The sequence below is a fragment of the Geodermatophilus sp. SYSU D00703 genome, from assembly GCF_054050155.1.
Window position 1 is genome coordinate 1 of record NZ_JBJGYU010000022.1, and the last position, 12,994, is coordinate 12,994.

Below are 12,994 nucleotides of genomic sequence, written 5' to 3' on the forward strand. Positions count from 1 at the left end.
GGCTCCGCGCGGCTGGGGGACGGCACCTGGCCGCGGTGTCGTGGCCGGTGGCGGGCCTGGAGGGTCCCCGCCGGGTGCGACGGTGGGGCTCCGCGCGGCTGGGGGACGGCACCTGGCCGCGGTGTCGTGGCCGGTGGCGGGCCTGGAGGGTCCCCGCCGGGTGCGACGGTGGGGCTCCGCGCGGCTGGGGGACGGCACCTGGCCGCGGTGTCGGCCGGAGGCCGACAGTGTCATCGTGATCGCTTCACGTCGCGCGGCCGGGGGTGCTGGGTGATCATGGGTCGCGGGACGTCGCGGTCATGGGGACCCTGGCGCCATGGGGACGAGCAGCCCGGCGGGCCGTGGGGTCCGGGGGCCGGCTGCTGACGGAGGGGAGTCATGGCCGACTCGAACACTGCGGACCTCGGCAAGGGCAAGCGCATCACCGGAGACGACCGCTCGTCGCTCGCGGACGACCTGCGCAAGCGGTACGACGGCGGCGAGAGCATCCGGTCGTTGGCCACGTCGACCAACCGCTCCTACGGCTTCGTCCACCGCCTCCTCTCGGAGTCCGGCGCCACCCTGCGCAGCCGCGGCGGGGCGAACCGGAACAGCAAGAAGGCGTGATCGACGGGGTCTCCGACGGGCGGGTGCGGACGGCGCGCGACGGCGCCGTCCTGACCGTCACGCTGGACCGCCCCGGGCAGCTGAACGCGCAGACCCCCGCCACCTGGGCCGCCCTGGCCGCGGTGGGGGAGTCGTTGGACGACGACGTCCGGGTCGTCGTGGTGCGCGGCGCCGGCCGGTCGTTCTCCGCGGGCCTGGACCGCAGCCTGTTCAGCACCGACCCCGGGACCGCCGGCGGCCTGGGGGAGCTGGCGCGGCTGCCGGCTGAGGAGACCCAGGAACGGATCCGCCGCTACCAGGCCGGCTTCCGCTGGCTGCGTGCGCCGGGGATCGTCTCGGTGGCCGCGGTGCAGGGGCACGCGATCGGCGCAGGCGCCCAGCTGGCGCTCGCCTGTGACCTGCGCGTGCTCACCGAGGACGCCGTGCTGCGGCTGCCCGAGGCGACGCTCGGGCTGGTCCCCGACCTCACCGGCACCAGCACGCTGGTGGAGCTGGTCGGCTACTCGCGGGCGCTGGAGATCTGCCTGACCGGGCGCGCCGTCGGGGCCGAGGAGGCGCGGACGATCGGGCTGGCCAACGCCGTCGTCCCCGCGGCCGACCTGGACACCGCCGTCGCGTCGCTGGTCGCGGCCCTCACCGCGCCACCGGTCGGTGCCGGCCGGGAGACCGCCGCGCTGGTGCGGTCGGCCGTCCGGAACGACCCGGCGGCCCAGGACGCGGCGGAGCGGGCGGCGCAGACCCGCCGGCTGCGGGAGCTGGCCGCGGGCCGCTGATCCGTCAGCGGGCGCTGGGAGACTCCTTCTCGGAACAGGCCGTCCGGCAGGGGTGTTGGCGGTCGGGAAGGAGGTGGCGTGGACATGAGCGGGCCCATGACCTCCATGGCGGCGATGCGCTCGTTCCGCCGCGACCCGTCGGTCACCTCGCGCGAGCTGCCCAAGGGCACCGTGCGCCGGATCCTCGGCGTGGCCCGGCCGTACCGGCGGGACCTGACGTTCTTCGTGCTGCTGGTGGTCGGCTCCTCGGTGATCGGGGTGCTGACGCCGCTGCTGGCCGGGGACATCGTCAACCGCATCGCCGGCCTGGACGGCACCGCCGCCGACATCGTCCGCATCGCGCTGTTCATCGCCGCGCTCGCGGTCGTCGACGCCGGGGTCTCGCTGACCACGCGCTGGTTCTCCGCGCGCATCGGCGAAGGGGTCATCTACGACCTGCGCAGCAGGGTCTTCGAGCACGTGCAGCGGATGCCGGTCGCCTTCTTCACCCGGACGCAGACCGGTGCGCTGGTCAGCCGGCTCAACAACGACGTCATCGGCGCCCAGCAGGCGTTCACCACGACGCTGTCGGGCGTGCTCTCCAACGTCATCGGCCTGGTGCTCACCGCCGGGGTGATGTTCAGCCTCTCCTGGCAGATCACCGCGCTGTCGCTCGTGCTGGTCCCGGTGTTCGTGCTGCCGGCCCGGCGGATCGGCCGCCGCCTGCAGGAGATCACCCGGGAGTCCTACGGGCTCAACGCGTCGATGAACGCGATCATGACCGAGCGCTTCAACGTCGCGGGCGCGCTGCTGGTCAAGCTGTTCGGCCGGCCGGACGCCGAGGCGGAGGGGTTCCGCGGCCGCGCGGCGCGGGTCCGCGACATCGGAGTCCTGTCGGCCATGTACGGGCGCACGTTCTTCACCGCCCTCACCCTCGTCGCGGCACTGGCGACCGCGCTGGTCTACGGCCTCGGCGGGTGGCTGGCCTTCACCGGGTCGCTCAGCCCGGGGGACGTCGTCGCGCTCGCCCTGCTGCTGTCCCGGCTCTACGGTCCGCTGACCGCGCTGTCCAACGTCCGCGTCGACGTGATGAGCGCGATGGTCAGCTTCGACCGCGTCTTCGAGGTGCTCGACCTGCAGCCGATGATCCGGGAGGAGCCCGACGCCGTCCCGGTGCCGGCCGGGGACCGGTCGATCGAGTTCGAGCACGTGTCGTTCAGCTACCCCTCGGCGGCGGAGGTCTCGCTGCCGTCACTGGAGGACGTCTCACTGCCCGAGCACGGCGGGCCGACCGCCGTCCTGCACGACGTCTCCTTCCGGGTGGAGCCGGGGCAGCTGGTGGCCCTGGTCGGCCACTCCGGCGCGGGGAAGTCGACGATCGCCAACCTGGTACCGCGGCTGTACGACGCGACCAGCGGGACGGTCCGGGTCGGCGGCGCCGACGTCCGGTCGGTGACCCTGGCCTCGCTGCGCGACGCGATCGGCGTGGTCAGTCAGGACGCGCACCTCTTCCACGACACGATCCGCGCCAACCTGCTCTACGCCCGGCCGGAGGCGACCGAGGCGGAGCTGGAGACCGCGCTCGCCGGGGCGCGGATCGCCGGGCTGGTCCGCTCGCTGCCCGACGGCCTCGACACCGTCGTCGGCGACCGCGGCTACCGGCTCTCCGGCGGGGAGAAGCAGCGGCTGGCGATCGCCCGCGTGCTGCTCAAGGCGCCGGGGATCGTGATCCTCGACGAGGCCACCGCGCACCTGGACAGCGAGTCGGAGGTGGCGGTGCAGAACGCCCTGGACACCGCGCTGACCGGGCGGACCTCGCTGGTGATCGCCCACCGGCTGTCCACCATCCGCAGCGCCGACCAGATCCTCGTCATCGACGACGGTCGCATCGTGGAGTCGGGCACGCACGATGAGTTGCTGGCGCTCGGCGGCCGGTACGCCGACCTCTACCGCACCCAGTTCGCGGTCGGCGAGGGGCGAACGGTCGGCGCGGCGTGACCACTACCGTCACTCCTGTCCCAGCAACGCAGGAGGAGCCAGCGTGACGTCCGCGCACCCGAACGACGCCCAGATCCGTGCGCTCTACGCCCAGTTCCTCGACGGCTGGAACCGGCGCAGCGGCGCCGCGGTCGCGGCCGCCTTCGCCGACGACGGCGACATCATCGGGTACGACGGCACCCACCACCACGGGCGGCTGGCCATCGCCGCCGACTTCCGGCAGATCTTCGGCAACCATCAGACGGCCACCTACGTCGCGGTGATCCGCACCGTGCGGCCCGTGGCGCAGGGCGTCGCGGTGCTCCTGGCCAACGCCGGGATGATCCCGCCCGGGAGCAGTGACGTCGATCCGCGGTACCACACGGTGCACACGGTGGTCGCGGTCGACGACGGCGGCGGCCGCTGGCGCATCTCCCTGCTGCAGGCCACGCCCGCCGCGTGGTCCCAGCACCCCGAGGCCCGCGAGGCCCTGACCCAGGAGCTGCGCGGGCTGCTGGCCCCGCAGTGAGCCGGCCGCCGGGCCCGCCGTCCGTGCTGGTCGCCGCCGAGGAACTGCTGCGCCGGCGGGACAGGACGGTCCTGCTCGACGTCCGCTGGGCGCTCGGGTACGACGCGGAGCGGGCCCGGGCGGAGTACCGCGCCGGCCACCTGCCCGGCGCGGTCCTCGTCGACCTGGATGCCGAGCTGGCCGACCCCCCGTCGGCCGCGGCCGGGCGGCACCCGCTGCCGTCGCTACAGCGACTGCAGTCGGCGGCCCGCCGGTGGGGGATCCGGGGCGGCGACCCCGTGGTGGCCTACGACGACAGCGGCGGCCTCGCCGCGGCGCGCGCGTGGTGGCTGCTGCTGTGGGGCGGGCTGGCCGACGTCCGGCTGCTCGACGGCGGTCTCGCCGCGTGGCGACGCGCCGGCGGCCCGCTCGAGACCGACGACGTCGTCCCCGTGCCCGGCGACGTGACCCTCACCCCCGGCGGGATGCCGGTGCTGACCATCGACGAGGCGGCGGCCCTGCCCGGGACCGGCGTGCTCCTCGACGCCCGCGCCGGCGAGCGCTACCGGGGCGAGACCGAGCCGGTCGACCCGCGCCCCGGCCACGTGCCCGGCGCGGTCAGCGCGCCGACCACCGGCAACCTCGCCGAGGACGGCACGTTCCTTCCAGCGGCTGTACTGGGCGAGCGGTTCGCCGGCCTGGGCGCCGTCCCCGGGCGGGCGGTGGGCGCCTACTGCGGGTCGGGCGTCACCGCGGCGCACGAGGTCGCGGCCCTGGCCGTGGCCGGCATCGAGGCGGCCCTGTGGCCGGGGTCGTGGTCGCAGTGGTCGGCCGACCCGGACCGTCCGGTGGCCACCGGACCGGACGCCGGCTGAGCCCGCGGCCCGGCGGAGGGGGTCCGCCCCGCCGGGTCGGCCACGGCCGTCTCTACGCCGGGAGGTCCTGCGCGGGCGCGGAGAACGGGTCGTTCTCGGGCGTGTCCTGCCCGACCCGGAACTGGTGCATCATGTCGTGGTCCTCGTGGCTGGTGTTGTGGCAGTGGAACATGTACCGGCCGGTGCGGCGGATCGGCTGCCCGGACGGATCGGTGCCGATGACCCCGCCGAAGCGGGCGATGATCCGGATGACGTCGTTCTCGCCCAGGTGGACGACGTCCTTCGGACCGCGCTCGTAGGGCTGCGGCGGCCTGCCGTTGCGGCTCAGGATCTTGAAGTCGACCAGGTGCACGTGGATCGGGTGGAACCAGCCGCCGGCGTTGTTCTGCAGCTCCCAGACCTCGACGTCACCCGGCTGCGGGTTGGCGAGCACGTCCTGGAACTCGGACGCCTCCACGTCGGCCCAGGTCTTCTGGTCGATCGTCCAGTTGCTGTTGTGCCGCCGGAAGCGGAGCGCGCGCTTGCGGACCGCATCCGCCTCGGTCAGCTCCATCAGCGGCTTCTCCCCAGCGACGGCCACGGCTGCCGGTGGCATGGTCAGCGGGCTGTCCGGCACGGTGACCCTGTCGGTCACCTGGAAGGCCATGACCTTGTCGGTGTCGTCGAACTCGATCGTGTCGTCGATCCCGAGGTTGCGCAGCTCGACCCGCTGGCCGGCGCGGAAGGCGCTGAAGTCGATGACGACCTCGTAGCGCTCGGCCATGGTGGCCGTCAGCGTGGTCACGGTCACGGGGGCCGGCATCGCGCCGCCGTCGGTGGCCACCACCGTGATCGGCGCCTGGGGGGAGAGCTGCAGCCGGTAGCCCCGGCCCAGTGACGCGATCAGGATGCGGAACCGGTAGCGGCGCCGCTCCACCGGCATCACCGGCCACGGGACGCCGTTGACCAGGATGACGTCGCCCATGATCCCGGACTCGCTGTTGTCGTCGAAGAGCAGCTGGCCCTTCTCGGTGAAGGCCGCGTCGTTGATGACCAGCGGGACGTCGTACTGGCCCGTGGGCAGCTGCCCGTCGACGGGGTTGCGGACGACGTACATGCCGGCCAGGCCCATGTAGACGTTCTCCGTCGTCCGCATGACCGAGTGGTCGTGGTACCAGATCGTGCGCTCCTCCTCGATGTTGTCGTAGAGGTAGTCCTTGAACTGGCCCGGCATGGTGAGGTCGTTGGCGTAGCCGTCGTACTGCGGCCGGGACGGCGCCCCGTGCAGGTGCGTGGAGGTCGCGGGCACGTAGCCCAGCGTGGGGTGCTTCTCCGGCAGCCGGTTGGCCTGGCGGACGGCGATCGGCACGCCCCGGGTCGCGCGGATGGTCGGCCCCGGGAACTGGCCGTTGTAGCCCCACATCGTCGTCGTGACGCCGGGCAGGATCCGCGCCTGGAACGGGCGCTGCGTGATCTCGTAGAGCGGGCGTCGCACCCCGCCGACCGTGACCTCCCCCGACGGCAGGAGGTCCTCCGGCTGCCGGAACGGGAGGGTGTAGGGCCGCGGCAGGTTCCTGAACTCCGAGGCGCGCTTGGCGGCGAGCGGCCCCGGCAGGAACGGGAAGGTCAGGGCTGCGGTGCCCAGCACGCCGATCTTCAGGGCGTCGCGGCGGGTGAGGGTGGGCTGGTCCATGGCGTGCTCCCGGTGTCTGCCCCGAACGGCATCGATCCCCGTGCCGAGAGCCTGGCCGAGAGGCAGAACGGTCCCGAGCCGACACTGGGGGGTACTAGGACCCCCGCTCTGGGGGACCTGCCTCAGTGCAGGAGCTTGAGTCCGACGACGCAGCCGACGATCCCGGCCACCAGGAGCAGCCGCACCGCCGACGCCGGCTCCTCCCCGGTGACCATTGCGATCCCGACGGTGAGGGCCGCACCGATGCCGACCCAGACGGCGTACGAGGTGCCGATCGGGAGCTCGCGCATGGCGAAGGCCAGCCCGCCCATGCTGAGCAGCAGGGCGACGGCGAACACCACCGACGGGACCAGCCGGGTGAACCCCTCGGAGCGGCCGAGCGCGGTGGCCCAGACAGCCTCCAGCACGCCGGACAGGACGAGGACGAACCAGGACACGACAGCCCTCCGGGGCGCCGTCTTGTCGCTGTCCGGGTACGGCACCGCTCGTCCGGGGGCCCGGGAGGAGACCCGCCCCCAGGCTCTCACACGGGGGGTGCGTCGTCCTCCAGCGTGCGGGCGATCCCGGTCACCACCACGCCGTGGCCGAGCGCGGGGTCCTCGCGCCGGTGCAGCCCCAACTCGACGACCCGGCCGTCGCACGGCTCGTCGGGGCTGTCGTCGCCGGCCGCGCCGAGCACCCGTGCCAGCCCGTCGAGGGTGGGCTGCCACAGGCCCGGCCAGTTGCAGCCGGGCGGCACCACGAAGGCCAGCTGCAGGGCGACCGGGCCGTCCGGCAGCGTCGGCTCCCCGGCCAGCTGCTCGCGAACCTCGGCCGTGTACTGCGGCGACCCCGCCGACGTGGTGGTCCGGAGGGTGAAGCGACGGTCCCCCTCCGGCGGGGCCACCGGCCGGGCCGCGTCCACGCGGAGCACCGTGTCCTCGCCGGGCGCCTTGGTGGCCCAGACGCCGGCCAGCTCCCACTCGCCGTGGGACTCCAGCCACTCGGCGAGCGGACCGAGGTAGCGCGCCAGGCCGTACTGGTCGAGCAGCCGGACGTCGTCGGGCAGTCCGACGTCCAGCCGCAGCGCGACCGGCCCGGACGGCGGCGTCCCCAGGACCGACTGGGCGTGGGTGACGAACGCGCGCACGTGCACCTGGTCGGGGTGGCCGGTCGCCATCCAGCCGGCAAGGCGCGGGGCGACGCCCAGCGGACGCGGTTCCCCCTCCGGCCGGGCGAAGAAGACCACGTCGGAGCCCATGACGGCAGCCTCGCCCCGCGGGGCCGGGCGGACAACTCGGCCGCCCTGAGGACACCGCGCGCCCGGCCCCTGCAGAGTCCTGGCCCCGTCCCGGGTCCCGCCCTGAGCGTGCGGAGGGTGGGGAGGACGGGGTCCTTCGTCAGGCGGGGACGGCCGCGTCGTAGCGGTCCAGCAGCACGACGGCGAGGCGCTCGTCGGGCAGCAGGGGAGCGGTGACCGCGTCCGCGCCGGCCGCCGCCAGCTCGTCGTGGAAGTGCCCCGGCGCCAGCAGGTAGGCCGCGAGCACCACCCGCCGGGCGCCGGCGCGCCGGGCCGCGGCGACCGCCTCGGGCACCGGCGGCTGCGCGGCCGACCCGTAGCCGGTGGTGACCGGCCCGGTCCAGCGCTCCTGGAGCAGGCCGGCGGTGTGCTCGACGTCGGCCCGCGACCGCGGGTCGCTGGACCCGGCGGCGGCGAGGACGACGGCGGTGCGGGGGTCCTGCGGGTCGGCGCCCGCCTCCGCCAGCCGGTCGGCCAGGACGGCGACCAGCCGCGGGTCGGGCCCGAGCGGCCGGGCGGCCCGAGCGGCGTCGTGCGCCTGCACGGCGCGGGCGATGTCGACGTGCACGTGGTAGCCGCCCGACAGCAGCAGGGGGACGACGACCACCGCGCGCCCCTGCCCGGAGAGGTCGCTGACCACGTCGGCCACGGTCGGCGGCTGGACGTCGACGAAGGCCGCCGTCGTCTCGAGGCCGGGCCGCAGCCGGCGGGCGGCCAGGGCGAGCTCGGCGACCAGCCGGCGGCCGGACGGGTTGCGCGTCCCGTGCGCGCACGCGACCAGGACCGGCGCCACCACTAGAGCGCCCGCAGGACGCCGCCGTCCACCGGGATCATCGCGCCGGTCAGGAAGGAGGCTGCGGGGGAGAGGAGGAAGGCCGCCACCCGGCCGAACTCCTCGGGCCGCCCGACCCGGCGCAGCGGGATGCCGGCCTCGGTGCGCGCCCGCATCGCGGCGGCGTCGCCCGACGCCTCCTCGATCTCGGTGATCCGGTCGGTGGCGATGGTGCCCGGCATCAGCCCCACCACCCGGATGCCGCGGGGCCCCAGCTCGTCGGCCAGGGCCTTGGCCGTCATCGCCAGGCCCGGCCGCAGCCCGTTGGAGATGGCCAGGTGGCCGATCGGCTGGCGGACGGAGGTGGACAGGACGAACCCGATCGCGCTCCCGGCGTCCAGGTGCGGCACCAGAGCCTTGACCAGCCGCAGCGGGCCGAGCAGCACGCTCTCCACGCCGTCGCGCCAGTGCTCCTCGGCGGACTCGAGCACCGTCCCGGGTGGCGGTCCGCCGACCGAGACGAGTACGCCGTCGACGCCGCCCATCTCGGTGAGCGCCGCCTCGACCAGCCGCTCCGCGGCGCCGGGGTCGGCCAGGTCGGCGGGGACCCCGTGCGCCGCCGGCGCCCCACCCAGCGAGGCGACGGCGGCGTCCACGGAGTCGGGGGAGCGGGAGCTGAGCAGCACCCGCGCCCCGTCGTCGACCAGGGCCCGGGCGGCCGCGAGCCCCAGCCCGCGGCTCGCGCCGGTCAGCAGGTAGCGGCGGCCACCCAGGCCCAGGTCCACGCGTCAGCCCCGGCTCAGGCCGACGCCGCGCGCAGCGAGCGCAGGACGTACTGCATGATCCCGCCGTTGCGGTAGTAGTTCGCCTCGCCGGGGGTGTCGATCCGGACGGTGGCGTCGAACTCCACGTCGCCGGCCGTCACCTTCACCGTGCGCGGGGTCTCGCCGTCGTTGAGCGCGGTGATCCCGGTGATGGTGAACTCCTCGTCGCCGGTCAGGCCGAGCGACTCGCGGTTCTGGCCCTGGGGGAACTGCAGCGGCAGCACGCCCATGCCGATGAGGTTGGAGCGGTGGATCCGCTCGTAGCTCTCGGCGATGACCGCCTTGACGCCGAGCAGCGCCGTCCCCTTCGCCGCCCAGTCCCGCGAGGACCCGGAGCCGTACTCCTTGCCGGCCAGCACGACCAGCGGGATGCCCTGCTCCTGGTAGGCGACCGACGCGTCGTAGATCGACGTCGTCTCGCCGGTGAGGTGGTTCTTGGTGACGCCGCCCTCGGTGCCGGGCACCAGGAGGTTGCGCAGCCGGATGTTGGCGAACGTGCCGCGGATCATCACCTCGTGGTTCCCGCGCCGGGAGCCGTAGGAGTTGAAGTCGCGCCGCTGGACGCCGTGCTCCTGCAGGTACTTGCCCGCAGGGCTGTCGGCCTTGATGGAGCCGGCCGGGGAGATGTGGTCGGTCGTCACCGAGTCGCCGAGCACCGCGAGGGTCCGGGCGCCGGTGATGTCCTGCACCGGGGTGGGCTCGGCCGGCATGCCCTCGAAGTACGGGGGCTTGCGGACGTAGGTGCTCGCGGCGTCCCAGGCGAAGGTGTCCCCGGTCGGCGTGGGCAGGTTCTGCCACTGCTCGGTGCCGGCGAAGACGTCCTCGTAGCTGCGGCCGAACTGCTCCGCCGAGACGGCCTCGTCGATGACCCGCTGGACCTCCTGCGGCGACGGCCAGATGTCGCGCAGGTAGACGTCCTGCCCGTCCTTGCCCTTGCCCAGCGGCTCGGTGGTGAGGTCGAGGTCCATCGTCCCGGCCAGCGCGTAGGCGATCACCAGCGGCGGGCTGGCCAGGTAGTTCATCTTGACGTCGGGGTTGATCCGGCCCTCGAAGTTGCGGTTGCCGGACAGCACCGAGACGACGGCGAGGTCGGCCTCGTTGACCGCCTGGCTGACCGGCTCGGGCAGCGGGCCGGAGTTGCCGATGCAGGTGGTGCAGCCGTAGCCGACCAGGTAGAAGCCGAGCTTCTCCAGGTACGGGGTGAGCTGGGCCTTCTCGTAGTAGTCCATGACGACCTTGGACCCCGGGGCGAGCGTCGTCTTCACCCACGGCTTGGTCTCCAGGCCCGCCTCGACGGCCTTCTTGGCCAGCAGCGCGGCACCGAGCATCACCTGCGGGTTCGAGGTGTTGGTGCAGGAGGTGATCGCGGCGATCACCACGTGACCGTTGTCGACGAAGGTCTCCCGGCCGTCCTCGAGCACGACCTTGGTCGGCGTCGACGGGCGGTCGTGGACGCGCTCGGGGAGCGTGAAGGAGTGCGGCCGGCCGGCCTCGCCGTCGCCGTGGGCGAACGGGCTGGCCGGGTCGGAGGCCGGGAAGGTCTCCTCGACCGACTCGTCGACGGTCGAGCCCTCGCTCGCGGCGTCGTCCGGCTCGCTGTCGCCCTCCGGCGCGTAGGCGGGCAGCGCCTCGCGGAAGGCGGCCTTGGCGTCGGACAGGGAGACGCGGTCCTGCGGGCGCTTCGGGCCCGCGATCGACGGGACGACGGTGGACAGGTCCAGCTCCAGGTACTCGGAGAAGGCCGGCTCACGCGACGCGTCGTGCCAGAGTCCCTGCTCCCTGGCGTAGGCCTCGACCAGCGCCACCTGCTCGGCGGGGCGCCCGGTCAGCTGGAGGTAGTTGATGGTCTCCTCGTCGATGGGGAACATCGCCGCGGTCGAGCCGAACTCCGGGCTCATGTTGCCGATCGTGGCCCGGTTGGCCAGCGGGACGGCGGACACGCCCTCGCCGTAGAACTCGACGAACTTCCCGACGACGCCGTGCTGGCGGAGCATCTCGGTGATCGTGAGGACCAGGTCGGTCGCGGTGGACCCCTCGGGCAGCTCGCCGGTCAGCTTGAAGCCGACCACCCGCGGGATGAGCATCGACACCGGCTGGCCGAGCATGGCGGCCTCGGCCTCGATGCCGCCCACGCCCCAGCCGAGCACGCCCAGGCCGTTGACCATCGTGGTGTGCGAGTCGGTGCCCACGCAGGTGTCGGGGTAGGCGACGACCCGGGTCGTGCCATCGGCGGAGGTCTCCGCCCGCGGGAACACGACGCGGGCCAGGTGCTCGATGTTGACCTGGTGGACGATGCCGGTGCCCGGCGGGACGACCTTGAAGTCGCTGAAGGCGCCCTGGCCCCAGCGGAGGAACTGGTAGCGCTCGCCGTTGCGCTCGTATTCGATCTCGACGTTGCGCTCGAAGGACTCCGGGGTGCCGAACACGTCGGCGATCACGGAGTGGTCGATGACCAGCTCGGCGGGGGCCAGCGGGTTGATCTTCTGCGGGTCGCCGCCGATCTCGGCCATGGCCTCGCGCATGGTGGCCAGGTCGACGATGCAGGGGACGCCGGTGAAGTCCTGCATGACCACGCGGGCCGGGGTGAACTGGATCTCCTGGTCCGGCTCGGCGTTCGGGTCCCAGTTCGCCAGCGCCCGGATGTGGTCGGCGGTGATGTCGGCGCCGTCCTCGGTGCGCAGCAGGTTCTCCAGCAGCACCTTCAGGCTGAAGGGCAGCTTCTCCGCGCCCTCCACCGCGTCGAGCCGGTAGATGTCGTAGTCGGTGCCGTCGACGCTCAGCGTCGCGCGTGCTCCGAAGCTGTCCTTGCTGGCTGCCACTGCTCTGCGCCTACCCCTCGCTGGTCGATCGCGCTGATTGCCACCCTGGATCATCCCAGCCGCGTCCGCAGCCCCGCAGGTGAGGCGACCCTTGCCTACCCGGGAGGTCGCGCCCGGGCCCTACCGTGGACGCCGTGACGACCGGCGCCGTCCCCGACCCGCTGCCAGCCTGGCTGGCCGACGCCGGACGGGTCACCGTTCTGACCGGCGCCGGCATCTCGACCGACAGCGGCATCCCCGACTACCGGGGACCCGACGGCGTGTGGACGAAGGACCCGGACGCCGAGAAGCTGGTGACGCTGTCCTACTACGTCGCCGACCCCGACATCCGCCGCCGGGCCTGGCTGATGCGCCGCGACCTGCAGGCCCGCGACGTACGGCCCAACGCCGGCCACGCGGCGCTGGTCGACCTCGAGCGGCAGGGCCGGCTGCGGGCGCTGCTCACCCAGAACATCGACGGGCTGCACCAGGCGGCCGGGTCCTCGCCGGAGCTGGTGCTCGAGCTGCACGGCACGGTGCACGAGGTCGAGTGCCTCGCCTGCCGGGACCGGACGACGATGGCCGCGGCCCTGGCCCGCGTCGAGGGGGGCGAGCCCGACCCGGCCTGCCGGCGCTGCGGCGGCATCCTCAAGTCCGCGACGATCAGCTTCGGCCAGGCCCTGGACGCCGCGGTGATCGAGGCCGCGGCAGAGGCGGCGACCGACTGCGACGTCTTCCTCGCCGTCGGCACCTCGCTCACCGTGCACCCGGCCGCGGGGCTGACCGACCTCGCGGCCGAGGCCGGGGCGCGGGTCGTCGTCGTCAACGCCGAGCCCACGCCCTACGACGGGCTGGCCGACCTGGTCGTCCGCGAGCCGATCGGCACGTCGCTGCCCTGCCTGGTCGCGCGCTGATCGCAGCGCCGTTCTCC

Annotated in this window: 12 protein-coding genes and 1 riboswitch; of the genes, 6 read left to right on the plus strand and 6 right to left on the minus strand. The window is 74.0% G+C overall.

The annotated features are described in order from the left end of the window. Positions 1–378: 378 nt before the first annotated feature. From ACI782_RS18405 to ACI782_RS18425, 5 genes are all read left to right on the plus strand, one after another. The gene (locus tag ACI782_RS18405) at positions 379–606 is read left to right on the plus strand and encodes a helix-turn-helix domain-containing protein (protein WP_456911522.1); all 228 of its coding nucleotides are present in this window, start codon (positions 379–381) and stop codon (positions 604–606) included. Beyond that, positions 603–1,379, plus strand: coding sequence for an enoyl-CoA hydratase/isomerase family protein (locus ACI782_RS18410; protein ID WP_456911523.1), 777 nt, complete (start codon positions 603–605; stop codon positions 1,377–1,379). The genes ACI782_RS18405 and ACI782_RS18410 overlap by 4 nt, the downstream gene beginning before the upstream one ends. Positions 1,380–1,463: 84 nt before the next feature. Beyond that, complete coding sequence (locus tag ACI782_RS18415; protein ID WP_456911524.1) at positions 1,464–3,356, plus strand: ABC transporter ATP-binding protein; 1,893 nt, start codon at positions 1,464–1,466, stop codon at positions 3,354–3,356. Positions 3,357–3,399: 43 nt separating this feature from the next. After that, complete coding sequence (locus ACI782_RS18420) at positions 3,400–3,864, plus strand: SgcJ/EcaC family oxidoreductase (protein ID WP_456911525.1); 465 nt, start codon at positions 3,400–3,402, stop codon at positions 3,862–3,864. After that, positions 3,861–4,718, plus strand: coding sequence for a sulfurtransferase (locus tag ACI782_RS18425; RefSeq protein ID WP_456911526.1), 858 nt, complete (start codon positions 3,861–3,863; stop codon positions 4,716–4,718). Before ACI782_RS18420 ends, ACI782_RS18425 begins: the two co-directional genes overlap by 4 nt. A gap of 52 nt (positions 4,719–4,770) precedes the next feature. On the opposite strand, the gene ACI782_RS18430 is transcribed toward ACI782_RS18425, so the two are convergent. The 6 genes from ACI782_RS18430 to ACI782_RS18455 all read right to left on the minus strand — a co-directional run bounded on the left by ACI782_RS18430 (position 4,771) and on the right by ACI782_RS18455 (position 12,084). Further along, complete coding sequence (locus tag ACI782_RS18430) at positions 4,771–6,390, minus strand: multicopper oxidase family protein (protein ID WP_456911527.1); 1,620 nt, start codon at positions 6,388–6,390, stop codon at positions 4,771–4,773. 122 nt (positions 6,391–6,512) lie between these two features. Further along, on the minus strand, positions 6,513–6,827 hold the full coding sequence (locus ACI782_RS18435) for a DMT family transporter (RefSeq protein WP_456911528.1): 315 nt from the start codon (positions 6,825–6,827) through the stop codon (positions 6,513–6,515). A gap of 11 nt (positions 6,828–6,838) precedes the next feature. Then, positions 6,839–6,904, minus strand: a riboswitch (guanidine-III (ykkC-III) riboswitch). A gap of 9 nt (positions 6,905–6,913) precedes the next feature. Then, on the minus strand, positions 6,914–7,630 hold the full coding sequence (locus ACI782_RS18440) for a hypothetical protein (protein ID WP_456911529.1): 717 nt from the start codon (positions 7,628–7,630) through the stop codon (positions 6,914–6,916). 139 nt (positions 7,631–7,769) lie between these two features. Next, a complete protein-coding gene (locus ACI782_RS18445) occupies positions 7,770–8,462 on the minus strand; it encodes a sirohydrochlorin chelatase (protein WP_456911530.1) in 693 nt (230 codons plus the stop codon). Between the two features lie 2 nt (positions 8,463–8,464). After that, on the minus strand, positions 8,465–9,226 hold the full coding sequence (locus ACI782_RS18450) for an SDR family oxidoreductase (protein ID WP_456911531.1): 762 nt from the start codon (positions 9,224–9,226) through the stop codon (positions 8,465–8,467). A 14-nt stretch (positions 9,227–9,240) separates the two neighbouring features. Continuing rightward, complete coding sequence (locus ACI782_RS18455; protein ID WP_456911532.1) at positions 9,241–12,084, minus strand: aconitate hydratase; 2,844 nt, start codon at positions 12,082–12,084, stop codon at positions 9,241–9,243. A gap of 134 nt (positions 12,085–12,218) precedes the next feature. Between ACI782_RS18455 and ACI782_RS18460 the strand changes: the two genes are divergently transcribed. Next, positions 12,219–12,977 (plus strand): SIR2 family NAD-dependent protein deacylase, encoded by a 759-nt coding sequence (locus ACI782_RS18460; RefSeq protein WP_456911533.1) that lies wholly within the window; start codon positions 12,219–12,221, stop codon positions 12,975–12,977. Positions 12,978–12,994 lie beyond the last annotated feature (17 nt).

What these genes read in the sequence shown, in the direction of transcription:
- ACI782_RS18440 (WP_456911529.1), bottom strand. Translation starts at nt 7,630, where the DNA reads ATGGGCTCCGACGTGGTCTTCTTCGCCCGGCCGGAGGGGGAACCGCGT.
- ACI782_RS18415 (WP_456911524.1), top strand. Translation starts at nt 1,464, where the DNA reads ATGAGCGGGCCCATGACCTCCATGGCGGCGATGCGCTCGTTCCGCCGC.
- ACI782_RS18430 (WP_456911527.1), bottom strand. Translation starts at nt 6,390, where the DNA reads ATGGACCAGCCCACCCTCACCCGCCGCGACGCCCTGAAGATCGGCGTG.
- ACI782_RS18405 (WP_456911522.1), top strand. Translation starts at nt 379, where the DNA reads ATGGCCGACTCGAACACTGCGGACCTCGGCAAGGGCAAGCGCATCACC.